This window comes from Vibrio salinus, from assembly GCF_021272385.1.
Classification (GTDB): domain Bacteria; phylum Pseudomonadota; class Gammaproteobacteria; order Enterobacterales; family Vibrionaceae; genus Vibrio; species Vibrio salinus.
On record NZ_JAJSDZ010000010.1, the window covers coordinates 1,402,633 to 1,427,933 of the forward strand.

Consider the following 25,301-nt stretch of genomic DNA (forward strand, 5'->3'; position numbering starts at 1 on the left):
TCGCTAACAAACCAAATATTCGCTAGTATGTATTAGCGAGACTAATACATAAGCTTAGCATCATGGATAACAAACAAACGCTCATTGCCAACCTGTATTCATTCAGTGTTGCCGCTAAATTTTTAAGTTTTACCCTTGCCGCCGAAGAGTTGTGTCTGACGCAGGGTGCAGTCAGTCAACGCATCAAAAAACTGGAACAGGAACTGGGCTTTAAGCTTTTTGTTCGCTTAACAAGAAAGCTGGAACTGACCGAAGAAGGGAAACGGATTTTAGGTGTCCTGAATACGTCACTGGACACCGTTTTTTCTGAAATTGAAGACATTCGCTTTAACGAATTACGCGGAGAGCTCTACATCGGCATCGCCCCAACGTTTGCTCATCTGTGGCTGATGCCCCGGTTAGCGTCTTTTCAGTCCAGATATCCTAACCTGAATGTCAAAATCCGGGTTAAGGCCAGTAAACTGGATTTTCAGAATCAACCGGTGGATCTGGCCATTTATTACGGTGATGCCACCCACGCCGACTTTTACCACCAGCGGTTATTTGATGAAACTCTGGTTCCGGTTTGTACGCCTCAATACGCCCGGTCACTCAATCTGAACACCGGTGATAAACAATTATCGGAAGCCTGCTTCCTGCACTGTACCGAATCACTGGAATTTCTCTCCCCACAGGCAGAATGGCAAACATGGCTGAAAGAAACCAACAGAAAGATTGATGTAATGAGTAAAAAGTACGTTTTTAACCATGAAGAACTCACGATGCTGGCAGCCAAAAACTCAATGGGGATTGCCATGGGGCGTTACCAGCTGATCAAACCCTACCTTGACAGCGGAGAATTGATAGCCCCTCTGGAAACGGTCGACTCAGGACTGGGTTACGATTTAATTTGTCCGAAAGGGCATGAAGTCCGGCCAAGATTTAACGCTTTCTCACTGTGGATTAATGAACAGCTTAGGGTCTGTTGACCTTTGGTGATGGTTTTTGCAGCGAGTTGATGGTGATTTAGGCAAGGCGGGGCATGTGAAGTGTAGTCATCAAACCGGCCTATCTCACCACACAAACCGGTGTTCTGGCGACAGGGTCCCGGTGAATTTCCGCGTCCAGAGAAAACACCGAAGATAGCAGATCGGTTGTCAGCACCGATTCAGGGGAACCTTCATCCATCACCTGTCCATCTTTCATCACAATCAGATGATCACAGTAACGGCAGGCCTGATTGATATCATGCAACACAGTAACAATGGTTTTTTTCTGCGCTTTAAGCGTATGCAACAATTTCATCAGCTCAACCTGATGATTGAGATCCAGATAAGTCGTTGGTTCATCAAGCAGAATGTAGTCGCTATCCTGAGCAAGCGTCAGGGCCAGCCAGACTCTCTGGCATTGCCCTCCGGATAAATCCGTTACTTTCCTGTCCATCAGCTCAGTAATGCCGGTTGCCTTCATCGCCGAATCAACGTACTGCCAATCCTTTTCAGAGAGCTGTCCCCAGATTCCGCTGTACGGACTGCGTCCGTAACTGACCGCTTCTCTGACGGTAATGCCTTCAGGCGGTAACTGAGACTGAGGTAACAAGGCCAGTTGGCGGGCAAACATTTTCGATGACAAATCATCTACATTCTGACTCTCGATAAGAACGTGCCCTGACACAGGTTTAAGTATTCTGGCCAATGTTTTAAGAAACGTGGATTTTCCACAACCATTCGGGCCCAGTAACGCCGTTATTTTGCCAGTCGGGATCACAACAGACACATCGTCCACAACCACTTTTTTCTGATAACCAACCGTTAATTTTTCCGTCGTAATCTGTTTCATTATTTCAACCGGGTCAAAAGATAGAGAAAATATGGCGCTCCAATCACCGCGGTAAGAATACCGGCGGGAAGTTCCAATGGCGGATGAGCTACCCTTGAAAGAAAATCGGCGCTCAGTAGCAACAACGCCCCAATCAGCATTGAGACAGGTAACAGGATCTGATGCCGGCCTCCCACCATTTGTCTCGCCAGATGCGGAGAAACCAGCCCAAGAAAACTCAAAGGCCCGACCACAGCAACACTGGCCGACGTCCAGATAATGGCGATCCCCAGAAACCACAACCGGGTTTTTGTGATTGATACGCCTAATGTATTGGCCTTATCGTCCCCCAGAGTCAGCAAATTCAGGGAGTGACAACGCCACAAAGCAAAAGGAATCGTAGCCAGCCAGGGAGCAAGCATCAAAATGTGATTCCAGCTTCTTCCCCACAGGCTGCCGGTCAGCCAGAGCAATGCATTATTGATTTCCATCGGTTGCGTTAGCAATAAAAAATCGATGGCGCAGCCAAGTAAAGCCGACAAGGCGACACCGGTCAGGGCCAGCCTGACGGGCTGAATAAAATGCCGGCACAGCAATAACAGAATCATCGCAGCAGATAATCCGCCAGCCAGTGCCACAAAGGGCAACCAGTACACGGATGTACCCGGCCGAACAATCATCCACAACACAGCCGCCAGCCCGGCCCCGTGACTGATGCCTAAAATATCCGGCGAAGCCAGTGGATTTCGGATCACCCCCTGAACCAGTGTCCCGGCTCCGGCCAACAATGCTCCGACAATCACAGCCAGAAAAAGACGGGGGAGCCGGTATTCGTGAATAGTAAAATAATGCTCGCTGCCTGAAAATAATCCCTGCCATACCTGATGACCAGACAGATGAACGGCACCGTACAAAAGGCTGGCCACTGAAATCATGATGATTGCCAATAAAATCACACCTGTGATCATTGATTTTCTCATGATTTTCTCCTGACCAAATAGAGAAATCCGGGGGCACCAATCAACGCCAGTACGGCACCGGCGGGGGTTTCGACCGGGAAACTGACCACCCGGCTGACAATATCGGCAGCCACACAAAGCAACCCGCCGGATAACACACAGAGCGGAAGCAGCTTCCGGTAGTCATACCCGAACAGAAAACGACAAATATGTGGCACCATTAACCCCACAAAGGCAATAGAACCGACAGCACTGACACTCCCTCCGACCAACACCAGAACCAGCAGGCTGATGATCAGACGCAAAGACATCAGATTCACGCCGAGCGTGACAGCCCGCTCCTCACCCATCGACATCAGATTCAGTTTCGGCGCAATCACCAGACTGACGATCAGCGCCAGCAGCGACACCGGGAACAACCAAAAAACCGTGTCCCATGCCACACTGGCAAAAGAACCGGCCAGCCAGACCATGACACTGGATGCCTGTTCTTCGACCAGCAAAACCGACGCTTTCGTTACGGCGCCACATAACGCTGAAATCGCGATCCCGGCCAGAACCAGTTGGCTCCGTTTGACATCATGACGCCAGCCACCGCCAAGAATCATGACCAACGCCCATGCACCGCCACCGCCAAAAATAGCGGCAACCGTCGCCGATACCGGGCTGTCAGAGACCCAAAACGTAGAAACGAATGCCACGCCCATCGCCGCCCCGGCATTTACGCCGAACAGCCCCGGCGAAGCCAGAGAATTCTGAGTCAGGGCCTGCATTAATGCACCGGCGCACGCTAAATTTGCCCCGACCATCAAGGCAACTATCACCCGGGGAAGCCGGACTTCATGAACCAAAATCTGAGCCGTGCGGCCGCTTGACGGAGAAAAGAGGCCCGCTAACGCATCCGCAGGGGAAATGGGAAATGAGGAAAAGGCAAAAAGCCCCCACCACGATAACATCAAAGTGACCAGGGCCATCACAAGACACTGAAAAACGTACCGTACCATGTTAGGAATTTCTGCCTGATGCCAGTTGCATTAAATCATTAGCCATGGCTTCGGCAGCCATGATTCCCCGGCACCGGGACCATAAATTACCGTTTACATGATAAATATGATGACTTTGTACTGCTTTTAGCACACGCCACAGTGACTGTTTTTCCCATTTTTTTATAATGCTGTCAGAAACGTAATCTCCCACGACAAGATAATCAGGATTGATGGCCAACAGTTGTTCAAAGCTGATTTGACGGGAAGCTTTCTCATTATGTAGTGCGGCCGCCCCTTCAAATCCCAGTGTATGGAGTACGCCGCCAGCGTAAGAATCCTCAGAATGTGCGTAAAACCCGTTTTCTCTTGCGACACCGAACTGAACAAATTTATGCGCCAGACCTGCTTTTTTAAACAAAAGCTTATAATGATTCATAGCCTTATTATGCTGACGCAACCGCTGCTCTATTTCGTTCCCTCTTCCAACTGCTTTTCCGATAATCTCAGCGGATTTAAGGTTGCTTTGATACGTTTCGCGTCTTGATGGCAATAGCAAAGTCGGGGCGATTTTATTCAGATCACTATAGATTCCGGAGTGGCGATCCACATCGGCAATAATCAGATCAGGTTTCAGGGAAGCAATGACTTCCAGACTAGGCTGAGAGCGGGTTCCGACAGACTGCCAGTGACTGAGTTTCTCTTTTATCTCTGGCAACAAACGACCCGGGTCATTGTCATCCGCAATACCTACCGGACTGAGCCCCACAGAGACAAGTGCATCAACAAACGAAAATTCCAGAGCAACAATACGTTCAGGCTGATAATCAATGGAAAACCGACCATGACTGTCCACGACGGTAACCGCTTTAGCTACGGCCACTTCACCACAGAACAACAACACAAAACAGAAAAAGAAACCAAGTGTTTTTCTCATCAGATTAATCCTTCTTACTTTGTCCGGATATCAGAAAGTGGCCTGGCATATCGCCAGACCTTGCGCATCACTGATTAAAAGTCATAACTGGCCGTCAGATAGATACGACGGCCTTCCCCGACAAAGTGACCGGTTCTTTCCAGAAACCCACTGATAGCATATTCTTTATCGAACAGATTCTTTACATTAAGCTGAACTGTCCAATCTTCGATTTTAGTTTGCCATGACGCATCGTAGATAGTGTATGGCTTAACCCGTTGTCCGTCCTGGCTGAGCTGCTCACTAACGTAACTGGCTCCGAAACCAACTGAAGAATTCAACGCTACAACATCATAACGCGTCCACGCACCAAGCTGGTGATGCGGTGCATTGGCAAACCGGGTACCGACGGTACGGCTGATGCCATCGTAAGCCTGTTTTACTCTGGTATCGTTATAGGCGTAAGATAGGTTAGCAGCCCAGTCTTCCGTGATATCCGCCAGCATATCCATCTCAATACCCTGACTGCGGACTTTACCGTACGCCACATATTTGTCAGAGTCCTCCGGATCTTCCTGAAGAACGTTCTCTTTAATAATGTGGTACGCTGCCAGATTAACGTTAACCCGGTTATCCAGCCAGTAACTCCGGACACCAATTTCTTTCATCAGACTCTCTTCCGGATCAAATGGCCCTCCGGAAGCTCCCCCCTGTTTAGCAGCATCCTGAGGAACAAACCCGGTAGCAATAACTGCATACGGATGAAAATCGCCGGTGAGTTCATAAGTCGATCCCAAACGATAGGACAATCCACCTCCAGTATAATCATCCGTCGAATTATTCTTTAGATCATCAATATGATCGCTGAACCCATCCCAGCGAAGACCACTGACAAGATTTAGTTTTGATGTAATATCCCACTGATCCTGTAAATAAACACCATACCTTTCAGAACGGGTTTTGGTTTCTTTATTCAGAGAAGTCGACACACTTCCGGTATCCTCGTCATAGACCGGATCCGTCAGGCTAAGATTTGTGGCATTCCCCCGGTAGTAGACATAGTGCGTATTGAGCTGATAATAATCCGCGCCCATCAATACAGTATGATCGCCATAATTTGCAATTAAATTCCCTGTCATCGAGCCGGCTTTATGTTCCCATAACTGATCCCGTAACTGACGTTTTGTCTCGTCGTAAATACCATCGGAGTCAGTATCCACCAAACCATTTGGTTCGTGATAGCGCTGCTTCTCAGTATTCTCGTAATAACGCAGTGTCAGGTTGCCATTCCAGTTATCATTAAAATAATGATCAACCCGCGCCTGATATACCTGAGCATCAAGCGTCTGATAGTCTGATGCTTCGTTAGCATTCCAGTCGGTATCAGTCAGGAAATTTCCGCTATCATCAACCGGTATTCCCCGCAGACGATAACCACCATTATGTTGCTGAACATCCATAAACTGCAAACCAATGGTAGTATAATCCGACACATCAATTTCATAGCCCAGATCGATAATACGGTTTCTTACGTCGGTATTCTTTCTGGATGGATTTTCATGATCCTGGTAAACACCAATACGATACCTTTGCGTCTGTTGCTTATTGGCGGAACCGGACAACTCAACACTACCGCTGGCAAAATCTTCATTTCCGCCCGTTACACTTACTTTTCTCTGAGTATCGGCAGTTGGCTTTTTCGTCACATAATTAATGACACCTCCCGGCTCGCCACCACCATTGAGAGCGGCGGTCGGACCTTTGAGCACCTCAACCCGTTCGATATTAAACAATTGTGGGATTGAAAAACCCTCAAACGGATTCCCTCTGACACCATCGAACAACGTTTCATCCTGACGGAATCCACGAAATGTAACATAAGAATAGTTATACGCACTTAATCCACTGATAGAACGATAAAGATCCGTGATCTCCCTTGCGCCCTGATCTTCAATAAGCTGGCGGGGTAAGACCTGAACCGACTGAGGAATTTTATCGATGTCGGTCGGCGTCTTGGTCGCCAGAGACGATTCCTGCTCGCGGTATAAAGAAAGCGCACGGCCATACACAACAACATCACTGGTATCCGTTGTATTCGAATCATTTGATTCAGCCTTTGACGTAGAGTCAGTGGTCTTCTCTGTCGTTTCATTTACTGTCGCCGTTTGTTCTGCTAATACAGAAAAAGAGCAAGTACCAATTACTGGCAACATAAACGATGCCAGAATATTACGAGAAATAAACATCAATATCATGAATAAATAGTTACAGTTCCGGCAAAGATAACTGATAACAATTCTTATTACAATTGCTATTAATATTTATGTAAGTTAAAAAAGCAGTTCCGGATAATTCTCATACAATAGCGATAAAAACGGACGAATTTCTATACTGGCTTTACCATAACAATTTCACATGCATCATGTCCGGTATGTCCTAAAGGTGTATCAATATGCTCAAATCCCAGCTTTTCATACAATGTTATAGCTTCTTTAAGGCTTTCTGTACTTTCAAGATAACAGGCAGAATATCCCAATGCCTTTGCCTGTAGTTCCATCATACCGACGATACGCTTTGCTAATCCGTGTCCCCGTGCTTCCGGTAAAAAATACATTTTCTGCAACTCACAATACGCTTCATTTCCTTTCAAAGGTGCATATCCACCGCCACCAATCACTCTTCCTTCCTGTTCAATCACCCAATACCCTGATCCGGTTTTATTGTAAACGTTGTACATATCATCCAACGTCGGATCAGATACGCCATAACCTTTGTCCGGCGTTAATCCATATTCAGCCGATACCTTGCGTATAACAGAAGCAATATCTGCGTTATCGCCGGGTGTCACCGGGCGGATAATATAATTTTCTGACTGGAATGCTTTCACCAGACCTTTGAGGTAGTTTTCCATTCCCAGCTTTACCTGCTGCTGCTCGGATTCACTTAACTGCCCTATCACCCGGGAAAAAAAATCAGATTGCTGCCGGTCTAACTGTTCAAGCACAGCGCATCCCTCAGCAGTAATGTCGGCAACCTGGCGTCTTTTATCACGCGGGTCTGGCTGAACAGACACTAACCCTGCCTTCTCAAGACCGGACACCGTCCGGCTGGCGTTAGATTTATCCACAACCAACTGCTCAGATAGCTGGTTGACAGACATAGGCTGTAAACGAATTTCTCCCAAAGCATGAGCCTGAACGGGAGTAACGTGGAGCATTCCGCACTGTTTATCCAGCATTCCGAGCAGGCGAACCATCTGACGGGAATACTGACGTAATAATGAATCCTTCATTTGGCATAATCCTTACATAAAATTGCGCACCGCAACCAAATTTAGTTGCGGTGCGCAATTTTGTCAAGACTAACCTGAATAAGACAGCTAACACATTTTAGTGAACAAAAACGGTAGCAAGTAAAAATCCGAACGGAACCGCAGCAATAATGCCGGAAATTCCGGGCAGGAAGAAAGGATGATTCACAATGAAAGACCCATTCCATTTCCGGCTCAAAAACGAACCGGTATCATCCGTTGCGATAGCAAATGCGGTGGTCGGATAAATATTGGTAATATACAAGGCACTGACCGCAATGAAGCTTGCCAGAATGGTTCCGGCATCGACACCAATTGAAGCCGCTATAGGGATAAGAAGTGCACTGGTCGCTCCCTGACTGAACAATAGAGCGCTGGTACAAAAAAACACCAGAGACAGAAGAAACGGATAATGATGCAAAACCGTTGCCGCAATATCTTTAATCTGACCGATATGAGCCCCGATAATAGTTGAACTCAGCCATACTATACCCAAAATGACAATGATTGATTCAGCCCCATCGCGAAAAATTGGTGCCTGTTTAATCCGGTTTAGCGGTACTTTACAAAATACAGCCATTACCAGAGAAACAAAAAACATCGTAATAATAATAATGTCTTTTGAACCTAAATGATGACCGATAACAGACTTAAACATCAGCATAGCAACAATAAAGATAACGCCCCCAAGGAAAAAGAAAACCGAACGTTTCGCTTCCGGTGTTATAGGTTCATCGGTATCTTCAATATCATCTAAATTAACCAAACCATTTTTCACGCGTTCAAGATAAATGGGATCGTCTTTTAATTCACAACCTTGTCTGCTGGCAACAAATGCCGCAACGATACAACCAAATAATGCGGATGGGAAAATCACAGCCATTGCGTCAACAAAGCTGACCCCCATTTTTTCCACGACAACATACATCGCCGCTGTTGCACCGGAAATTGGAGACGCCGTAATCGCAATCTGTGACGCAACAACCGAAGAACTCAGTGGCTGACTTGGCCTTACACCATTATCTTTCGCGACTTGTTGTATAACATTTAAAACAGACATAGCGGTGTATCCGGTACCTGCCAAAGTAGTTAAAACAAACGTAGTTGCAGGTGCAATAATGTTAATATATCTGGGATTATTTCTTAATAATTTTTCCGCACACTTAACCATGTATTTCATTCCGCCGGCTTCCTGCATTACGGAAAGTGCTAATATAACGGACATAATAATCAAAATAACAGAAACAGGGATATTTCCGGGAGCTAATCCCAATATATAAACGGCCACAACCATTCCTAATCCGCCGGCTAATCCAACACCGACACCGCCTAATTTCGCTGCCAGGATAATACATCCCAACAGCAGTAAAACTTGAACAAATAACATGGGGTAGATTCCTTAATCGTTATTATTTTAATAATTAAAAATGTCACAAAATATAAAAAACTCATCAAAGTATTATTAAAATAACCGATAGAAACCCAAAATTTGAAATGCCTAATATTTACCATCAATAAAAATATCGCATAGGCCAAATTGACGAAAGTCAAAGTATCAATAACATTTTTAAGCTACGAACTGCAGCTCATGCAGAATATTTATCAGAGCTAATATTTCGGCATTTCCTAATTAAATAAATCAGGATTATGTTATTCACACATGTTAGCAATCCAGTAAAAGGTAACAAAATGTTAGCGACCAAAGAAGAATTTAGAACGGAAGAAGATCTATTAGGGAAAATGCAGGTTCCTGCATCTGCATACTATGGCATTCACAGTCTGCGGGCACGCAAAAACTTTAATATCTCATCTACTACCATCGCAGATGTTCCTGATTTAGTGAAAGGTATTATTTTCACCAAAAAAGCAGCAGCAAAAGCCAATATGGAACTCGGTACCATTCCAAAAGAAATTGGAAACTATATTTTAAAAGCCTGTGATGCCGTATTAGTATCAAATAAATGCATCAATGACTTTATTTCCGATGTGTATCAGGGCGGCGCAGGTACTTCCGTCAACATGAATGCCAATGAAGTTATCGCCAATATTGCACTTGAACTGAAAGGGCATAAGAAAGGTGAATATCATATCATCAACCCTAACGATCACGTGAACAAAAGTCAGTCAACTAACTGTGCTTACCCTACCGGTTTCCGTATTGCGGTCTACAGCAGCGTGATGAATCTGATCAAATCCATCGAATATCTTCAACACGAAATCGATGAAAAAAGCAATGAATACAAAGACATTCTGAAAATGGGCCGAACTCAGCTTCAGGATGCTGTCCCAATGACTGTCGGTCAGGAGTTTCATGCTTACTCAACATTGCTAAAAGAAGAACTTAAAAATATAAAAAATACCGTTGATCTTCTGCTTGAAGTCAACCTGGGGGCAACCGCTATCGGCACTGGCCTGAATGCCATTGAAGGATATCAGGAACTTGCTGTGCATTATCTGGCTGAATTTACAGGCTTTAACTGTACACCGGCTGAAGACTTAATTGAAGCGACTTCTGATTGCGGTGCCTATGTTACTGTTCATGCTGCGCTAAAACGGCTTGCCGTTAAATTATCCAAGGTTTGTAATGACCTGCGTTTACTTTCTTCAGGACCAAGAGCCGGACTGAATGAAATCAACCTTCCTGAATTACAGGCGGGTTCCTCAATCATGCCGGCAAAAGTAAACCCAGTAATACCTGAAGTCGTAAATCAGGTATGCTTCAAAGTTATTGGTAATGACACAACCGTGACTTTCGCCGCTGAAGCAGGACAGTTACAGCTTAATGTAATGGAACCGGTTATTGGTCAGGCTATATTTGAATCCATTTCTTTATTAAATAATGCATGCCTGACTCTGGCAGATAAATGTATCAAAGGAATTACGGTTAACCGTGAGATTTGTGAAAACTACGTTCTGAACTCAATTGGAATTGTCACTTATCTTAATCCGTTCATCGGTCACCACGAAGGTGATATCGTCGGAAAAATATGCGCTCAAACCGGTAAGAGTGTCCGTGAAGTGGTTCTGGAAAGGAAGCTTCTGGGCGAAGCGGAGCTTGACCAGATCTTATCCGCATCAAACTTTATGCAACCGAAATATACAGCAAATTTATACAAATAACCCCTGAAAAATGCCAGCGAATTGCCGCTGGCATTTTCATATTTATAAGGATGCAATCTATGTTGAAAACGTCTTTGGGCAAGAGTCTTTTATTGAGTTCAATTTGTTTTAGCTGTTTTACTACAGCCGGTGAACTACCTAATATTGCCATTTTAGCGACAGGCGGCACCATCGCAGGAGCCGGACAAAGTGCGACAGATTCCAGCTATACGGCAGGTAAAGTTGGCGTAGAACAATTGGTAGCAGCGGTTCCTGAAATCGAAAAGTTAGCAAACATCACCGGAGAACAAGTGGTTAGCATTGGTTCTCAGGACATGAATGACGAAGTTTGGTTGAAACTGGCAAAGCGTGTTAATGCCTTACTGAAAAGAGACGATATTGATGGTGTTGTGATTACACATGGTACAGATACCATGGAAGAAACTGCCTATTTTCTTGATCTGACAATAAAAAGCGATAAACCAGTGGTATTGGTTGGCTCTATGCGCCCTTCTACCGCCAAAAGTGCAGATGGTCCAATGAACCTTTACAATGCAGTTGTCACAGCAACAGACAAAGATTCTTATGGTCAGGGTGTCGTGGTTGCTATGAATGACGCAGTATTTGATGCTCGTGATGTCACAAAATCAAACACAACATCAGTCCAGACATTCAAATCACCCAACTACGGCCCTATAGGTTATATTCATAACAGCGATGTTCAGTACGACCGGGCACCCCGTCACCGACACACCACTCAAACCCCTTTTGATGTATCCAAAATCAACCATTTACCCAAGGTTGGTATTGTCTATAACTACGCTAACGCATCGGCTCTGCCGGTTCAGGCATATACTCAGTCGAAATTTGATGGCATTGTCAGTGCCGGAGTCGGAAACGGTAACATGTATCACACTGTATTTGACGCATTAGAAAAGGCCAGTAAAAACGGCATTGTCGTCGTACGTAGCTCAAGAACCGGTAGCGGTTCAACGACACTGCATGCAGAAGTCAATGATGATAAATACGGCTTTGTCGCATCCGGTACACTAAACCCTCAGAAAGCACGTATTCTTTTGATGCTGTCTTTGCTTGAAACCAAAAACTACAAAGTCATTCAAAAGAATTTTTCTTTGTATTAAAACGAATACACGAAAAGAACACAGACTTAAAAAGCCTCATACGAGGCTTTTTAATCTTTGTATCCACAAATAACCTTACCCAACCAACAACGTTCCACAAAGGTCCTTAATTGGGCATATCTGCTTTAATTCATTCCAAATAGTTTCACAGGTTTCATGAAGTCTTGTGTGGTACCGGTAAATATACAACTCCATAGCGATTGGCTTTCTCTCTGTAAGAATCACCAATTTTTTTTCTTCTAACTCTTTGCGAATAGAGTAATCCGGCAGCCAGCAAACCCCTTGCCCATTTAAAGCGAGAGCTTTTATAAAGTTGGTCATGGAAGCGGAACAAATACTATTTTGAGTCAGCTGGGCATTATTCCTCTGAATAATTCTTCCCATATAACTTTCCGGAGTATAGTCAAGACAGGGAACTTGAGCGTTATCATCGTTATCTAAACTAAACAGTGGATTACCCTTACCATCCGTTCCGGAAACACAGTACAGGTAACTCTTACCTAAATAAATGGATCGGTAGGGTGAAACCTGTAATTTATCTTCGTAAAATGAAAACAGAAAATCACATTTTCCATCCACGAGAAGATCAACTCCATCTTTCACTTCATTTGCAACGACAGCTAAACGGGTACTGTTCTGCCTTGGTTTAAAAAGACTCTCATGCAATTTGGGTAATAATGTAATTGCGATAGAATGAACGGCACTCAACCTGACGGTATGGCATCCACGAGATAGGCTTCCTGAGAGACGGTTGGCTTCTTCTTCAAGCTGCCCCAGAATTGAAATTGCTGTTGATTTAAATTGTCGCCCGGCGACAGTCAGTTCAATTGGCGTTTTCCCTCTGAAAACCAGTTCAACACCTAACTCAGATTCAAGTGATTTTATTCGTCTGCTAAATGCGGGTTGCGTGACATTACGAATTTCAGCAGCTTGAGAAAAACTTCGGACATCACTGAGCGCTAAAAAATCTTTTAACCATTTTGTTTCGATATTATTCATTTTGTAACCGAATTACTTTTTGATAATCAAGTATATTGGCACTCCATGCATGAAGATTTTAACAATTAATATCCATTTATTAGCTTATTAAAAGTACAATTTACAAATTAATTCTAATAAGACTAAGTCAAAAACCGGGATCAAAGAATAACACAAGTTAGTTTTAATTCTATTATTTTAGTTAAAAAAAGATAAAAAATGCAACCACATGATTTATATATGAAATAATTTTTTCAGTTATACAGATCACAATGTAAGAAAGATAATAATGCTTTATTTTAATCCATATGTATAAATTAGCATTTCTTAAATGAAATAAACCCATTTATCATGTGGTTTAATTATAAAAAATAATAACATAAAAATAAACATATTATCCAAACGTAAAACATAGGTTATAAAAATGAACTTAATTATAAAATTATTTTTCGGAATAATATTCGGAATTATAGTTGGTCAGTTTATGCCTGACTTTCTAATCCAAATATTAATAACAATCAAAGCTTTTGTTAGTCAACTTATAAAATTTGTTATTCCCTTGCTAATATTGTTCTATGTTACCAGTGGAATAGCCGGACTTCCAAAAAACTCAGGAAAACTCTTGTCCAAAACTGTCGGGCTTTCCTATTTATCCACATTACTGGCTGGTATTTTTGCATTTACCGTTGCATCAACTCTTTTCCCTCCCCTTTTACACGGTGCAGGCAAATTACCAGAAACCGGTACGGTATTAGGCCCATTAATAAATCTGCAAATTCCACCCATGATGAACATCATGACAGCTTTAACCATTGCTTTTATGTTTGGTATCGGAATCTCACATAAAGGCTACGAACATCTGAAAATAGTCAGTGATCAGGGTCGGGATGTTGTTGAAATGTTCTTAAACAAAGTAATGATCCCCGCCTTACCACTTTACATCGCGGGTGTCTTTGCAGATGTGACAGCAAAAGGAACCATTTTTGCCACATTAAAAACATTTAGTCTGGTAATTCTTGCAATCATTGTCATGCACTGGATATGGCTGTTATTTCAATTCTCCCTTACCGGAGCTATCCTGAAACGTTCTCCGTTAGGTATTTTAAAAGTAATGTTACCGGCGTACCTGACTGCAGTCGGTACTATGTCTTCAGCCGCTACCGTCCCGGTCACTTTACGGCAAACGAAAATGAACGGCGTTTCCAAGTCAGTCGCAAATTTTGTTGTGCCACTCTGCGCGAATATCCATATGTCCGGCTCAGCAATCAGTATTGCGGGGGTTTCCGTCGCCGTCATGTTAATGACAGGATACTTTCATCTTATTTCACTGACTCACGCTTTGCCATTTTTAGCAATGTTGGGGGTTACCATGGTTGCAGCCCCCGGAGCACCGGGTGGAGCAGTCATGGCTTCTGTCGGACTCCTCGGTTCTATGCTGGGTTTTACTGAAGAAATGATTGCGCTTCAGATTATTCTTCATCTGGCACAGGATAGCTTCGGAACAGCCTGCAATGTCACTGGGGATGGTGTTATCGCACTGCTGATTAACCGGATAGAAGAAGAGCAGGAAATAGAATCTGTTGGCGACTCAGTCATCTAACTAAAGGTTACCGCGCAACAATACGAAAAGAATAACGCTCCACAAATAATATGCGCTGCCATTAATAGCAGCGCATTCATAAACGTTCAGTCAGAGAAACTTAATTGTTTTCTAACACTTCCTGCGTCTCAACTTCAATAGGATCCAATGCCTTAAGGTCTACAGCCTGCTCAAAGGCTTTTAAACGTTTATAAATAGACAACAGTTCAACGATTGTAGTCCAGGAGTTAACCAGATACTGGAACGAATTCTCAACCTGACCGAATGCATTTAATATCCTCTGCATAATACCGAGAGTAAATACACCGGCTACAATGGAAGGCGCTAAAGCAATCATGGGAATAAACGCCCCAAACTGCAGGTATCCATACCGAACAATATTAAAATACACATAATGCCAGTAAAGCTTGAAATAATTCTGCCGGACATTCCCAAACAGCTCCTGCAGTGTAACCGGCTGAGCCCGCTCTTCATGGTCTTCGCCGTAAACAAGCTCTTTACGATAAGCCGCTTCAACCTTCTGATTTTTAAACTCAAGTCCCGGCAGTTTTATCCCTGCAACGGACAACAATAATGTCCCAAAGATTGACCACAAAATAGCAATAAACACCAGCGCCTGAGGGACTTCTCCCACCAGAGGCAATTCTTTGACATAACCGGACAACCCCCAGAGAATGGGTAAAAATGCTATCAGCGTCATAACGGAATTTAACAGGCTGACACCCAGACTTTCCATAATAGAGGCAAAACGCATGGTATCTTCCTGAATACGCTGGGAAGCCCCTTCGATGTGACGGACATGCTGCCACTTGGAGGTATAGTAGTCCGTCATAGCTGTTCGCCAACGGAAGACAAAATGGCTGACGAAAAAGGCATTACAAACCGCAACAATAATAGCTACCATCAGAATAATTAACACCGTCCGACAACTCTGAATAAAATTTCGTCAACGTAATGCTATTCGGTGTGGCAAGTGCTTTTTGAATCAGATTATAAAATTCTCCGTACCACTCGTTTAGCCTGACACTCACTTCGACCTGAAACCAGGTAATAAAGACAATCAGAGCAGAGCCAGACACAGACCACTTGGCCCATTTCTGCCCGCCCCCATATCATCCAGACACCAATAAAAATGGCTGTCAACAAACAGGCCATATACTGATAAAGCGCATGCGTTTCGTCGCTATTCTCTGTCAGTTCATGAAAATGCATCTTAGCCAACTGATTCGCATTTGCCGCTAATGAATCTGGATAATCAATACCGAATACGGATGCCATACTCAACTTTGGCCCCAGCCCCTGAACAACGGTATACCAACTAATAACACACAATAATGACCAGAAAACAAAACTGAAAAAAAACAACTTAGGTTTTGGAAAAAACGAATCAAACAAAATACTTACCTCTTATCCATCAGCCAGTAGCAAAATGGATATCCTCTCCACCTGAATAATCATATTTTTGTGTTCAAATTAGACATTTTCATTACAGAATAATGTCTTACCCTAACTACGACGACGAGTATTGATTAATTTGACCAAAGAAGTAAACAAAAATTCAATTTAAAAATAAGACTCGATAACAAAAGTATTGACTGAAAAATGACACACCCTGTTCATTGCTCATACTTAGCGTTCTTATTATGTGTAGTAAGTTTACTATTTCGATTTCATATGTGAGCGTAATAATGCAGAAACTTATTTCAGCAGCGGCAATAATGGCTTTATTATTTTTAGTATGGGGAATTGGAATTGCCAATGTAATGGCAGATAACGCATCAACGACAACCCGGAATAAGGAAAAAAAAACAAGCCCAGCATCATCCGGTAAATAAGCGTTCCGGACAGGCAAGAAATAAAGGGACGATCAGAAAGCCCTCAGACAAAGAGAAATCGCCTGACTGGAACAAAGACTTTCAGAAAATCGAGAAAGAAATGAAAAAAGAACAGGCTGAGCTAAAGTCTCTGACCGAATAAACAATACCGAGAAATCAGCATCAGTAAAGTCGGCTAAATTCTGCAAACCCAGCTCTTTCAAATAACTAAACAAATCACTAACCCTAATTTTTACGACTGCCTATGTGTTGCTGACTTATGTGTCGTTGTAATTTATACACTCACTGCCAGCAATTTTGAGGTTGAATACTTAGCCAGAAGCACGACACCTTCCTGTCTGGATATTTATCACCTTGTCTTCACCGATTTACAGGAGTGTATTCAAGATTCTCCGGAGCAAAAGGACGAATTATTAGCATTTAAAGGCTGGATGACCCGGTATAGTGAAGGGTATTCTTCCCACAAACTCTTTCGGCTTCAACCGTAGCACAGAGTCTGCCTGTGAGGCAGACTCTACTTGCCGATTTTCGCCAGCATATTGGCATTCATAAACCGGCTGACTACAAACATAAAAATGACAGAAGGTATCAGCAGAATTAATGCTGTTATTGATGCTATCTGATAATTCCCTTCCATACTCGCCGTATATACAAAAGTAATGGCAAGGTATGTACATCCGGAGCACCGACAAAAAAACGTTCCGGAAATTCATCCAAAGACTCAAGAAAAAACAAAAATGCCACTGGCAATCACACCGGGCAACGCCTGAGGAAACGTAATTTTCCAGAACGTATACATTCCGGATGCACCTAAATTCCTCGCAGCCCTTTCCTGCAATACATCCAGGTTTGAGAAAGCCGCCACACAAATCCATACCGAAAACATCAAGCCATGTACCGAATGAACCAGCACCACCCCCAAATGTTCCATTTAAACCCAAGCCATAGAAAATACGGGCAATATTCACATAGACCGTTAAATTAGGAAAAGCCTGTGGCAACAAAAACAGCAGCATCCATAAAAAGCGCAAAGGCATAGAACGTTTTGATAATGCATATCCCGCCGGAACCGATACCAGTAGGCAAACCATCACCGTCGAAACCGCGATAAAGACACTGGTTGACAACGAACCGGACACATCACTGTATGGACTGAAAACCTGATGCCAGTACTTGAGTCCCCACTGACTGGGCAACGAATGCGGAAAATACCAGACTTCGGCCACTGTCCAGATCAGCAGATTCAAAATGGGACCGAAAATCATCAGGGCAAACAGCAGAATAAGAACACCGTGCAACCAGCGAGATAGATGGATTGAAGGCATCCTAGGTATTATTTTTATCGCATATTTTTCTTTTATACTGATTCCGTTCACGACGATGCTCCTTTTTCTTTCAGGCTGTGGCGGAGATAGAACCAGGCAAAAACCGCACATATCAGATACGAGATGATCCCTAATGAATTGGCCACGTGATAATCACCATAAGAATTAATACGAAAGGCAATATCTGCCGTCATCATCGTCGGAGACCCCGTCCCTATCATCAAAGGAACAGATAAAGCAGAATTCACATCATAGTAACGGCGGATAACACGAGTGTGACACCCAGTGTCGGAGCAATCTGAGGAAGAATAATTTGAAATAGAATACGAACCCGGGAAGCCCCTAAGTTCTGTGCAGCACGTATTTGTGGTATCATCCAAAGCCGCCATCGCACCGGAAATTAACAAGGTTGAAAACGCCAGTTGTTTCCAGACAAACGTAATAATAATCCCACTGCCCCCCAAAAAGAAACCGTATCAAAAGGGGTCCAGCATTCCTGTCGCCACCAGAGCGTTATTCATTAATCCGTTTTTGGCTAAAAACGTTCTCATCATCTGAGCCGTCACAATAAGCGGAATAAATAAAGGGATCCGGTACAATACCCCCAGCCATTTTACCAGCGAATTAAATCGGTGATAGTCTTAAAACAGATGCAATCGCAACCGAAATAATGGCAAGAATGCTCAGCGAGCAAAAGACAATAAAGACGGTATATCCGATGTCGCGGGAATACAGCCCGAACGACTTACTCATGTGCTCAAAAAGTAAAACCGCCGGTTGACGAGGCAAAACGCCGAATATAAAGAAAAACATAAGGGATAAATAAAGAAAATCCCGATAATGGATGCCGCCGGTATCACCAGCCAGACTAATAATGAAGAAGAACGGTACATGGAAAAACTCAAAACCTGACAGTATATAAGCTTCTGCCGCCGGTAGACTCTGACTCCGGCGACAGAAAATAAAGGAACGAAATCAAGCTAGTTAGCTACATTACGTTCATACCCTTCTTTAATGTCATCGAAATAAGATGCAATAGGAAAATTCTTACCGTATTTCGATAAATCATCCGGTGTTATTTCCGCGAACAATTTATTCCAGGTTGCTTTATCCAACTGAGGTTTAACGTATTTGCATCAATGCCGGGATACCAGTTAAATCGTTTCACAATGCCTTCCGCCTGAATTTTCGGACTGGTTGCCAGCGCGATAAATTCTTTAGCCAATTGGCGTGTTTCGCTTTTGCTGGTATCACATAGTACATTGGTTGCCCTGGCATCCCCGGTGCAATCAAGCCAATTTCATTGATGGCGGTAACTTCCCGTCAGCTTTCCAGCTGTAGAACATATCAACCCAAACCGGCCCCATGAAAATTTCACCGCGGTTGAGCATATCAAGCGTACCGGCATTACCCGGTGTAAACGTGACATTCTCATTAAAGGCTTTCAGTTTTGCGTACGCCCTCCTGCCATCCGGATTCAACACTCTTATCATATGGCATGCTGGACAAACGCTTTGCATCAGTGCCGTAAGCATAAATCCATCCGGTCACAAAGCTAACACCAGACATACCGTTCTTGATTTCCGTTGTAGCCAAATGCTTTCGGATGCTTCTTCGTCCATTTCACCAACTCATCATAAGAAGACGGTGGATGAGCGATCATATCGCTGTTATAAGCAATGGCCGTTGACTGTGGAACATTGGCATCACATAACCATCCACATTCGTCCCAGTGCATTTTTGGCACTATCACGAGAAACCATACCACCGGTTTTAATATCAGAACGATACTGTTCCAGCAGGCCATCTTTGACCATATCACCGCAATTTTCTGGTGAACAACAGCAACATCGATATCCCAGTTCTTCGCTCCACTACTCTTTTGTGCATCCAGCTTTTCATAGATTTTATGAGAACCGGCATCACCGGTCCTGTGCCGACAACGTTAATTTTGACACCGGGATGAGATGCCTCAAATTTCGGTGCCAGATAAGATTTAACGTAATCAACCATATTCTGACTTCCGGCGGATGCACATTCAATGTTGTTTCAGCATTTGCCCACCCTGATAGTGAAATACAACTTAGTGCGCTAAGCCAAACAACCTTAGATTTCGTATGCATAATATGTCCTTAACAATGTGCCTGTAACGAAGTTTGTCTTGGGTTATGATTTAAATCGAAAATGTGAAGTGCACTTTGGGGTACATGCACTCTCACGGGCGTATTTTCTAAAATAGGGTCGCAGTGATTCACTGCCAGTGAATAACCAGCACAATCAATCTGAAGCCGGTAATAACTTCCGAAAAAGACACTCTGGGCCACCTTGCCAGATAAAATTAATCCGTGAGCCGAATAGGAACGAATCGGTGTGTATTTCGCCAAAGGTTCCAGCGATGCCTCTTCACTACGAAAATAAAATGAACGGTTTCCTTCCGGAACCGGCCATGACAAATGGTTATCAACCCCCATAAATCCGCAACAAAAGGAGTTTTAGGGTTTTGATAAATCTCTTCGGGTTTTTCTATCTGTTCAATTTTTCCCTTATTAAGTACAGCGATCCTGTCCGCCATAACCATCGCTTCTTCCTGATCATGAGTCACAATTAAAGAAGTAAACCCAGTTTCTTCTGCAACTGCTTAATTTCATGGCGTACCTGCATACGGACTTCGCATCCAGGTTGGATAAAGGTTCATCCAGAACAAGAATATCCGGACGAATAGCCAGTGCTCTTGCCCAGCGCAACCCGCTGACGCTGACCACCAGATAACGCCGTCACTTTATCTTCCTTCCGGCCCTGAAGACCAACCAATACCAACATCTCATCAATACGGGCTGAAATTTCTTTTTCCGGCCGCTTCTGCACCTTTAGTCCAAAGCCAATATTCTGGCCAACCGTCATATGAGGCCAAAGTGCATAACTCTGAAACACCATGGTGATTTTTCTTTTCTCTGCCGGCTCTGAGGTTATGGGAGCTTTATCAAGCCATATTTCACCACCCGTTACGGGAGTAAAGCCACATAACGCATTTAAACAATGTTGTCTTTCCACAACCGGAAGGCCCCAGTAAAGCAATCATCTCTCCATCATGAACCGACAGGTTAAGATCATTCAGAACGTATGTCCCCGTATGCCACCTGAAGATTTTCCATTTGTAACCTTGCATCTTTCCCTCTGATGAAAAAATTTATTCACTCGTTGTCTGTTATCTTTCTATAATGAACACGTGTTCATCAATCTGTAAAAAAAATGCAAAATGCAACCGACATGATGATACAACGTCGATAAGCATAAAATCATTATTTTCTTTATTGTGGTCTGATTACGCTTTTTTATTGCTGCTATCGGTTTACTACCACATGACCTCCGCTTTGGATTAGTCGTAACTACGATATATACCATCGCGGAATTGTATCAGTGCATGAGTCTTATTGATAAGATTTACGATAGCATTTTTGTAAATTCGTCTGGGTCTTCCGCCCAGTATTGTAATCCAGTTCCAGTTTGAGGGGTACCTTCGGATTCTAAGTACTCGAGATAACGTCGGGCAGTAATGCGGCTAAAGTCCATGATTTGCCCCACTTCTTCAGCCGAGAACTCCGTGAGTCCCAGTTCATTGATGCGTTGACGCAGGCGTTCCAGTGTGGATGTGTCTATTCCTTTTGGTGTACGTCGGCGGGAGTGTGACGTCGGTGATTTTCCTAACAATGTATCGATACGGGCCTGATCGACTGTCGTTTGATTTCGAAATGTTTCAATTGATTTCAGATATCATCGAGAGCCTGATTTACTCTCGACATGCGGATGGGTTTAACAAGATAGTCAATAACTCGAGTTGAACTGCTTTTTCAACAACAACAGTATCACGGAATAGCGGTTGTCATGATGAAATGACAGGACTCATTCTCTGTACGTAATTTTCGGATAACGTCCAGTCCGTTACCATCCGGTAAAGTGATGTCAACAAAGACTAACTCAGGCGTATATAATTTGAACTGGTCTAGAGCTTCGCGGCACGTTTCGGTGACGGTAACAACCTGGAATTTACCATGATGATTAATTGTTGATTCCAGAGTGTAACTTGCACGAATATCATCCTCCAGAATCATAACACGGGTTTTATTTTTTCATCTGTGACCACTTTTCTTTCTAAATATACGCTAAATAAGGTTGAATTATCTTCTGTTCTTTCCCAGTCAATGCTACCGTTCATGTAATCGACAAGTTGTTTTACCAAATACAGACCGACACCATTTTGTTCGTCCGTATCTTTGGAGGTTACTCCAAATTCTAATATATTATGTTCAATTTCGCTTGGTACTCCAATACCATTATCTTCCACTTCAATCATAATATGTTGACTTCTGTCACTGATATAAATTGAAATAAAGGGTGACGGTTGCTGATTTCGGTTTTCCCAGGCAGCAAGCAGAGCATTATCTATTAAATTACCGAGAATAGTGACAATTTTTTTCGGAAGTATCTTTTTCATAAGGGGAAAAGCTGCTGTCGTTATCCAGCTTAAAATGCACGCCCATTCTAGAAGCTTTATTAAATTTTGCCAATAATAATCCCGCAACAGCAGAATTGGAAATCGTTTTAACGATCTGATTAATTATCGATTGGTAGCCGTCGGCTTCCTGCTGAATAAAGTCGATACACTCATCATATTTTCCAATTTGAAGCATACCTGATAATACATTTAATTTATTGGAATATTCGTGAGTTTTGCTTCTTAATAATTCGGAATAACTTTTAAGGTAGGTTAATTCGTTTTTCCAGATCATTATTATTTGATTTGGCAAAAAAAACAATGACATGACCACTTAATTCTTTTGATGTGATAATCGGGTAAATATCAGCCTGATATAATAATTTACCCCAACATAAATTCCCCTTGTTGAAAATGCTCCGGTGTTTGTAATACCTGGTGACTAAGAGAAGAACTGTAGCGGGATAATAATTGCCCTATATAATCAGAACGGCTGAAAACCCCCATCGATAACATTCTTATTGCCCGATCGTTAATGAGTGGTAATTTTCATATCTTTATCGATAGCAATAATAGCATCACGAATACTATCGAAAACCATTTCATGTTCGCGAAATTTATTGGCAATGTATTCCGGTTCGAAATCGAAAAAGGTACGTTTTATTTTTGTTAAAAAGGCCACTGTGACACACAAGCCGACTAAATAAACGATAACAATTAGTGTAATTATCTGGATAAACTGCCTTTGAAGAATGTCAGAGATTTGTTCAGTAAGATAACCAATACAGACAGCGCCTATGATTTGTCCATTATCGATGATCGGTGCAAGTTACGGATTGCTTTTCCCCAATGATCCAGTTTCTATCGTGCTGTATTCCTCGCCTTGTTTTAAAACCTGGAAGATATCTTTACCAACGAAATGTTTATTCACTTTCAGTGGATCTGGGTGGCTTAGCCGGATGGCATTTTTATCAACGACGACAATAAAAGAAGCATCAGTTCTCGCCCTGATGTTTTCGATATAATGTTGCAGTACGTATTGAGGAATACCCTGGTTTTTTTCCCGCACAGAATCAATAACAACCGGATCATGAGCAACCACTGCGGCGAGTTCAAGACCCCTGGCCTTCAAACCATCGTGATAGGTATGCTGTAATAGGTACAAAATAGCCACAGTGACGATAATCACAATTGATGAAGTGGCTGCAACGGTACTTAATGTCAGGTAGTTCTTTAATTTCATAGTTTGGATTAATTGGGTTTCTGCATTTTGCAGATAGTTATTATGGATCGATCTTGTGTTTGATTCGTTTTAGATTATCACGTAATTAATATTTATATAAATTATGACTTATCTAGACCCATTTTTTGCTGATATAGAATAAGAAAAGGCTGATTGTATTACCAATCAGCCGAAAAATATATCACCAAGACCTTCAATTAATAGAATAAACAGAGTTTTATTCTATTAATTTAGTGCCATAGACAAGAAGTAACCAATGATGGTTGCTGTTGATACGGCAAGAAATCCTGGGATGATAAAGCTGTGGTTTAGTACATATTTACCGATGCGGGTTGTTCCGGTTCTGTCGAAAGTGATCGCTGCCAGATCACTTGGATAGAATGGGAAGAAGAAATATGCGTAACAAGCAGGCAATACACCAATCAGTACTTTTGGCGGAATTCCTAAAGAAAAACCAAGAGGTAGCATGATGGTAAGAACGGCTGCCTGACTCTTCAGGAATGCAGATACTGCAAACATGGCGAACGCAAATGCCCATGGGTGTGCTGCAACAATGCCGCTGATCATTCCAATCAGGTAATCTTCGTGGTGAGTAATAATGGTTTCACTCATCCATGCGATACCAAAGATAATGACAACTGCAGTCATACCGGCGATGAAAACGTTACTGTGAACAATTTTCTTTGGTTGAATTTTAGTTGTCAGAAGGATGACGGCACCAACCGCAAGCATTAAGAACTGGATAGCAACTGACATTTTCACGCCATGCGGCAGAAGTCCCAGTGTTTTACCGAATAGTGCAACAAAGACAACGACTGCGATACCGCCAAGGAAGATACCAAGACCTTTGCCTGCAGTATGTTCAATATCCTGTTCTTCGTTAGTGCCATCGTTATCTTCAAGTTCTGCGACGAATTCAGGATCTTTCAGACGAGCCTGAAATTCAGGGTCTTTATCCAGATCTTTACCGCGTTTCAGGCTCCATGTGCAAGCCACCATCAGACCACAGAAAGTAGCTGGAATGGTGATTTTCAGAACATCGATCAGACCGATATCAAGGTTATTATCGGTTGCTGTTGCCATGACAACGGCTGCAGCCGCTGCAATAGGGCTGGCAGTAATACCTAACTGAGAAGCGACAGATGCAATTGACATCGGACGTTCAGGACGAATGCCTTTTTTATAGGCAATATCATAGATAACCGGTAGAAGAGGGTATACAGAGTGACCTGTACCGACCAAAACGGTTAAAGTATAAGTACAGATAGGACCTAAGAATACGATCTGGTTAGGGTGTTTACGCATTAATCTTTCTGCGTATTTGACTAAAAGTTTAAGACCACCAGTCGCTTCAAGCGTTGCAGAAGCTGCAACTACAGACAAAATAATCAGCATTACGGCGACAGGGGGTTTCCCTGGTGCAATACCGAATACGAAAGCCAGAATGGTTACGCCAAGGCCACCAAGCAGACCAAACGCGACGCCTCCAAACCGGATACCAGTGAAGATGACGGCCAACAACAATAGCATGTGAACATAGAACATGTTGATACCGTCGAATAAGTGTATTATTGACATCTTTTGTTTCCTATACAGCGAGGCAGTTTCACCTGTAGGGAAGT

The 25,301-nt window shown here is 43.1% G+C and carries 30 protein-coding genes; 5 read left to right on the top strand and 25 right to left on the bottom strand.

Annotated features, from left to right (window positions below; translation table 11 throughout):
• Window positions 1-62: 62 nt before the first annotated feature.
• A complete protein-coding gene (locus LRQ06_RS19870) occupies window positions 63-968 on the top strand; it encodes a LysR substrate-binding domain-containing protein (protein ID WP_232768781.1) in 906 nt (301 codons plus the stop codon).
• A 79-nt stretch (window positions 969-1,047) separates the two neighbouring features.
• On the opposite strand, the gene fecE is transcribed toward LRQ06_RS19870, so the two are convergent.
• The 7 genes from fecE to LRQ06_RS19905 all read right to left on the bottom strand — a co-directional run bounded on the left by fecE (window position 1,048) and on the right by LRQ06_RS19905 (window position 9,352).
• Entirely contained in the window at window positions 1,048-1,818 is a 771-nt protein-coding gene (fecE, locus tag LRQ06_RS19875) for a Fe(3+) dicitrate ABC transporter ATP-binding protein FecE (protein ID WP_232768782.1), read from the bottom strand.
• Complete coding sequence (gene fecD / locus LRQ06_RS19880) at window positions 1,818-2,777, bottom strand: Fe(3+) dicitrate ABC transporter permease subunit FecD (RefSeq protein ID WP_232768783.1); 960 nt, start codon at window positions 2,775-2,777, stop codon at window positions 1,818-1,820. Before fecD ends, fecE begins: the two co-directional genes overlap by 1 nt.
• Window positions 2,774-3,760, bottom strand: a complete 987-nt coding sequence (locus LRQ06_RS19885; protein ID WP_232768784.1) for an iron chelate uptake ABC transporter family permease subunit — start codon at window positions 3,758-3,760, stop codon at window positions 2,774-2,776. The genes fecD and LRQ06_RS19885 overlap by 4 nt, the downstream gene beginning before the upstream one ends.
• Before the next feature lies 1 nt (window position 3,761).
• Window positions 3,762-4,676, bottom strand: coding sequence for a Fe(3+) dicitrate ABC transporter substrate-binding protein (locus LRQ06_RS19890; protein WP_232768785.1), 915 nt, complete (start codon window positions 4,674-4,676; stop codon window positions 3,762-3,764).
• A 74-nt stretch (window positions 4,677-4,750) separates the two neighbouring features.
• Complete coding sequence (locus tag LRQ06_RS19895) at window positions 4,751-6,868, bottom strand: TonB-dependent siderophore receptor (RefSeq protein WP_232768786.1); 2,118 nt, start codon at window positions 6,866-6,868, stop codon at window positions 4,751-4,753.
• Window positions 6,869-7,041: 173 nt separating this feature from the next.
• Window positions 7,042-7,947 (bottom strand): bifunctional helix-turn-helix transcriptional regulator/GNAT family N-acetyltransferase, encoded by a 906-nt coding sequence (locus tag LRQ06_RS19900; RefSeq protein WP_232768787.1) that lies wholly within the window; start codon window positions 7,945-7,947, stop codon window positions 7,042-7,044.
• Window positions 7,948-8,044: 97 nt separating this feature from the next.
• Window positions 8,045-9,352, bottom strand: coding sequence for an anaerobic C4-dicarboxylate transporter (locus tag LRQ06_RS19905; protein ID WP_232768788.1), 1,308 nt, complete (start codon window positions 9,350-9,352; stop codon window positions 8,045-8,047).
• A 302-nt stretch (window positions 9,353-9,654) separates the two neighbouring features.
• Here LRQ06_RS19905 and aspA point away from each other — a divergent pair, with 302 nt between their 5' ends.
• Complete coding sequence (aspA, locus tag LRQ06_RS19910; protein WP_232768789.1) at window positions 9,655-11,085, top strand: aspartate ammonia-lyase; 1,431 nt, start codon at window positions 9,655-9,657, stop codon at window positions 11,083-11,085.
• Between the two features lie 59 nt (window positions 11,086-11,144).
• On the top strand, window positions 11,145-12,206 hold the full coding sequence (gene ansB, locus LRQ06_RS19915; protein WP_232767211.1) for an L-asparaginase 2: 1,062 nt from the start codon (window positions 11,145-11,147) through the stop codon (window positions 12,204-12,206).
• 75 nt (window positions 12,207-12,281) lie between these two features.
• Here ansB and LRQ06_RS19920 read toward each other — a convergent pair whose 3' ends face one another.
• Window positions 12,282-13,205 carry a LysR substrate-binding domain-containing protein gene (locus tag LRQ06_RS19920; RefSeq protein WP_232767213.1) on the bottom strand — a complete coding sequence of 308 codons (924 nt, stop codon included), beginning with the start codon at window positions 13,203-13,205 and terminating at the stop codon, window positions 12,282-12,284.
• A 403-nt stretch (window positions 13,206-13,608) separates the two neighbouring features.
• On the opposite strand from LRQ06_RS19920, the gene LRQ06_RS19925 reads away from it, so the two are divergent.
• Complete coding sequence (locus tag LRQ06_RS19925) at window positions 13,609-14,784, top strand: dicarboxylate/amino acid:cation symporter (protein WP_232767215.1); 1,176 nt, start codon at window positions 13,609-13,611, stop codon at window positions 14,782-14,784.
• A gap of 100 nt (window positions 14,785-14,884) precedes the next feature.
• Here LRQ06_RS19925 and LRQ06_RS19930 read toward each other — a convergent pair whose 3' ends face one another.
• Genes LRQ06_RS19930 through LRQ06_RS19935 form a run of 3 tightly spaced genes read right to left on the bottom strand, consistent with a single transcriptional unit; the run spans window position 14,885 to window position 16,179 of the window.
• Complete coding sequence (locus tag LRQ06_RS19930; protein ID WP_373054844.1) at window positions 14,885-15,703, bottom strand: SbmA/BacA-like family transporter; 819 nt, start codon at window positions 15,701-15,703, stop codon at window positions 14,885-14,887.
• Window positions 15,660-15,863, bottom strand: coding sequence for an SbmA/BacA-like family transporter (locus LRQ06_RS21280; protein ID WP_373054845.1), 204 nt, complete (start codon window positions 15,861-15,863; stop codon window positions 15,660-15,662). The genes LRQ06_RS19930 and LRQ06_RS21280 overlap by 44 nt, the downstream gene beginning before the upstream one ends.
• Window positions 15,775-16,179: a hypothetical protein gene (locus LRQ06_RS19935; RefSeq protein ID WP_232768790.1), complete on the bottom strand. Its 405-nt coding sequence runs from the start codon at window positions 16,177-16,179 to the stop codon at window positions 15,775-15,777. The genes LRQ06_RS21280 and LRQ06_RS19935 overlap by 89 nt, the downstream gene beginning before the upstream one ends.
• Before the next feature lie 293 nt (window positions 16,180-16,472).
• On the opposite strand from LRQ06_RS19935, the gene LRQ06_RS19940 reads away from it, so the two are divergent.
• On the top strand, window positions 16,473-16,619 hold the full coding sequence (locus LRQ06_RS19940) for a hypothetical protein (RefSeq protein ID WP_232768791.1): 147 nt from the start codon (window positions 16,473-16,475) through the stop codon (window positions 16,617-16,619).
• A gap of 413 nt (window positions 16,620-17,032) precedes the next feature.
• On the opposite strand, the gene LRQ06_RS21310 is transcribed toward LRQ06_RS19940, so the two are convergent.
• The 14 genes from LRQ06_RS21310 to LRQ06_RS20005 form a co-directional block, all read right to left on the bottom strand.
• A complete protein-coding gene (locus LRQ06_RS21310; protein WP_232768792.1) occupies window positions 17,033-17,995 on the bottom strand; it encodes an ABC transporter permease in 963 nt (320 codons plus the stop codon).
• Window positions 17,992-18,408: a hypothetical protein gene (locus LRQ06_RS19950; protein ID WP_232768793.1), complete on the bottom strand. Its 417-nt coding sequence runs from the start codon at window positions 18,406-18,408 to the stop codon at window positions 17,992-17,994. Before LRQ06_RS19950 ends, LRQ06_RS21310 begins: the two co-directional genes overlap by 4 nt.
• An 825-nt stretch (window positions 18,409-19,233) precedes the next feature.
• Entirely contained in the window at window positions 19,234-19,479 is a 246-nt protein-coding gene (locus LRQ06_RS19955; protein WP_232768794.1) for a hypothetical protein, read from the bottom strand.
• Between the two features lie 20 nt (window positions 19,480-19,499).
• Window positions 19,500-19,682 carry a hypothetical protein gene (locus LRQ06_RS19960; protein WP_232768795.1) on the bottom strand — a complete coding sequence of 61 codons (183 nt, stop codon included), beginning with the start codon at window positions 19,680-19,682 and terminating at the stop codon, window positions 19,500-19,502.
• 184 nt (window positions 19,683-19,866) lie between these two features.
• A complete protein-coding gene (locus tag LRQ06_RS19965) occupies window positions 19,867-20,067 on the bottom strand; it encodes a hypothetical protein (protein WP_232768796.1) in 201 nt (66 codons plus the stop codon).
• 9 nt (window positions 20,068-20,076) lie between these two features.
• Complete coding sequence (locus LRQ06_RS19970; RefSeq protein WP_232768797.1) at window positions 20,077-20,415, bottom strand: hypothetical protein; 339 nt, start codon at window positions 20,413-20,415, stop codon at window positions 20,077-20,079.
• Between the two features lie 220 nt (window positions 20,416-20,635).
• Window positions 20,636-21,019 carry an ATP-binding cassette domain-containing protein gene (locus LRQ06_RS19975; RefSeq protein ID WP_232768798.1) on the bottom strand — a complete coding sequence of 128 codons (384 nt, stop codon included), beginning with the start codon at window positions 21,017-21,019 and terminating at the stop codon, window positions 20,636-20,638.
• The gene (locus LRQ06_RS21290; RefSeq protein WP_373054847.1) at window positions 20,937-21,110 is read right to left on the bottom strand and encodes an ATP-binding cassette domain-containing protein; all 174 of its coding nucleotides are present in this window, start codon (window positions 21,108-21,110) and stop codon (window positions 20,937-20,939) included. Before LRQ06_RS21290 ends, LRQ06_RS19975 begins: the two co-directional genes overlap by 83 nt.
• 697 nt (window positions 21,111-21,807) lie before the next feature.
• Window positions 21,808-22,053, bottom strand: a complete 246-nt coding sequence (locus LRQ06_RS19980; RefSeq protein ID WP_232768799.1) for a response regulator — start codon at window positions 22,051-22,053, stop codon at window positions 21,808-21,810.
• Complete coding sequence (locus LRQ06_RS19985; RefSeq protein ID WP_232768800.1) at window positions 22,050-22,436, bottom strand: sensor histidine kinase; 387 nt, start codon at window positions 22,434-22,436, stop codon at window positions 22,050-22,052. The genes LRQ06_RS19980 and LRQ06_RS19985 overlap by 4 nt, the downstream gene beginning before the upstream one ends.
• Window positions 22,393-22,764 (bottom strand): sensor histidine kinase, encoded by a 372-nt coding sequence (locus tag LRQ06_RS19990; RefSeq protein WP_232768801.1) that lies wholly within the window; start codon window positions 22,762-22,764, stop codon window positions 22,393-22,395. The genes LRQ06_RS19985 and LRQ06_RS19990 overlap by 44 nt, the downstream gene beginning before the upstream one ends.
• Before the next feature lie 204 nt (window positions 22,765-22,968).
• On the bottom strand, window positions 22,969-23,118 hold the full coding sequence (locus tag LRQ06_RS19995) for a hypothetical protein (protein WP_232768802.1): 150 nt from the start codon (window positions 23,116-23,118) through the stop codon (window positions 22,969-22,971).
• 147 nt (window positions 23,119-23,265) lie between these two features.
• A complete protein-coding gene (locus LRQ06_RS20000) occupies window positions 23,266-23,679 on the bottom strand; it encodes a sensor histidine kinase (protein WP_232768803.1) in 414 nt (137 codons plus the stop codon).
• Between the two features lie 225 nt (window positions 23,680-23,904).
• Window positions 23,905-25,224 (bottom strand): anaerobic C4-dicarboxylate transporter, encoded by a 1,320-nt coding sequence (locus LRQ06_RS20005; protein ID WP_308218831.1) that lies wholly within the window; start codon window positions 25,222-25,224, stop codon window positions 23,905-23,907.
• Window positions 25,225-25,301: the final 77 nt, after the last annotated feature.

Excerpts from the sequence above, each read along its gene's own strand:
- LRQ06_RS19870 (WP_232768781.1), top strand. The coding sequence starts at position 63 with ATGGATAACAAACAAACGCTCATTGCCAACCTGTATTCATTCAGTGTT.
- fecE (WP_232768782.1), bottom strand. The coding sequence starts at position 1,818 with ATGAAACAGATTACGACGGAAAAATTAACGGTTGGTTATCAGAAAAAA.
- fecD (WP_232768783.1), bottom strand. The coding sequence starts at position 2,777 with ATGAGAAAATCAATGATCACAGGTGTGATTTTATTGGCAATCATCATG.
- LRQ06_RS19885 (WP_232768784.1), bottom strand. The coding sequence starts at position 3,760 with ATGGTACGGTACGTTTTTCAGTGTCTTGTGATGGCCCTGGTCACTTTG.
- LRQ06_RS19890 (WP_232768785.1), bottom strand. The coding sequence starts at position 4,676 with ATGAGAAAAACACTTGGTTTCTTTTTCTGTTTTGTGTTGTTGTTCTGT.
- LRQ06_RS19895 (WP_232768786.1), bottom strand. The coding sequence starts at position 6,868 with ATGTTGCCAGTAATTGGTACTTGCTCTTTTTCTGTATTAGCAGAACAA.
- LRQ06_RS19900 (WP_232768787.1), bottom strand. The coding sequence starts at position 7,947 with ATGAAGGATTCATTATTACGTCAGTATTCCCGTCAGATGGTTCGCCTG.
- LRQ06_RS19905 (WP_232768788.1), bottom strand. The coding sequence starts at position 9,352 with ATGTTATTTGTTCAAGTTTTACTGCTGTTGGGATGTATTATCCTGGCA.
- aspA (WP_232768789.1), top strand. The coding sequence starts at position 9,655 with ATGTTAGCGACCAAAGAAGAATTTAGAACGGAAGAAGATCTATTAGGG.
- ansB (WP_232767211.1), top strand. The coding sequence starts at position 11,145 with ATGTTGAAAACGTCTTTGGGCAAGAGTCTTTTATTGAGTTCAATTTGT.
- LRQ06_RS19920 (WP_232767213.1), bottom strand. The coding sequence starts at position 13,205 with ATGAATAATATCGAAACAAAATGGTTAAAAGATTTTTTAGCGCTCAGT.
- LRQ06_RS19925 (WP_232767215.1), top strand. The coding sequence starts at position 13,609 with ATGAACTTAATTATAAAATTATTTTTCGGAATAATATTCGGAATTATA.
- LRQ06_RS19940 (WP_232768791.1), top strand. The coding sequence starts at position 16,473 with ATGCAGAAACTTATTTCAGCAGCGGCAATAATGGCTTTATTATTTTTA.
- LRQ06_RS19955 (WP_232768794.1), bottom strand. The coding sequence starts at position 19,479 with ATGCTTACGGCACTGATGCAAAGCGTTTGTCCAGCATGCCATATGATA.
- LRQ06_RS19960 (WP_232768795.1), bottom strand. The coding sequence starts at position 19,682 with ATGCACTGGGACGAATGTGGATGGTTATGTGATGCCAATGTTCCACAG.
- LRQ06_RS19965 (WP_232768796.1), bottom strand. The coding sequence starts at position 20,067 with ATGCATACGAAATCTAAGGTTGTTTGGCTTAGCGCACTAAGTTGTATT.
- LRQ06_RS19970 (WP_232768797.1), bottom strand. The coding sequence starts at position 20,415 with ATGGGGGTTGATAACCATTTGTCATGGCCGGTTCCGGAAGGAAACCGT.
- LRQ06_RS21290 (WP_373054847.1), bottom strand. The coding sequence starts at position 21,110 with ATGCAAGGTTACAAATGGAAAATCTTCAGGTGGCATACGGGGACATAC.
- LRQ06_RS19980 (WP_232768799.1), bottom strand. The coding sequence starts at position 22,053 with ATGATTCTGGAGGATGATATTCGTGCAAGTTACACTCTGGAATCAACA.
- LRQ06_RS19985 (WP_232768800.1), bottom strand. The coding sequence starts at position 22,436 with ATGAAAAAGATACTTCCGAAAAAAATTGTCACTATTCTCGGTAATTTA.
- LRQ06_RS19990 (WP_232768801.1), bottom strand. The coding sequence starts at position 22,764 with ATGTCATTGTTTTTTTTGCCAAATCAAATAATAATGATCTGGAAAAAC.
- LRQ06_RS20000 (WP_232768803.1), bottom strand. The coding sequence starts at position 23,679 with ATGAAATTAAAGAACTACCTGACATTAAGTACCGTTGCAGCCACTTCA.
- LRQ06_RS20005 (WP_308218831.1), bottom strand. The coding sequence starts at position 25,224 with ATGTTCTATGTTCACATGCTATTGTTGTTGGCCGTCATCTTCACTGGT.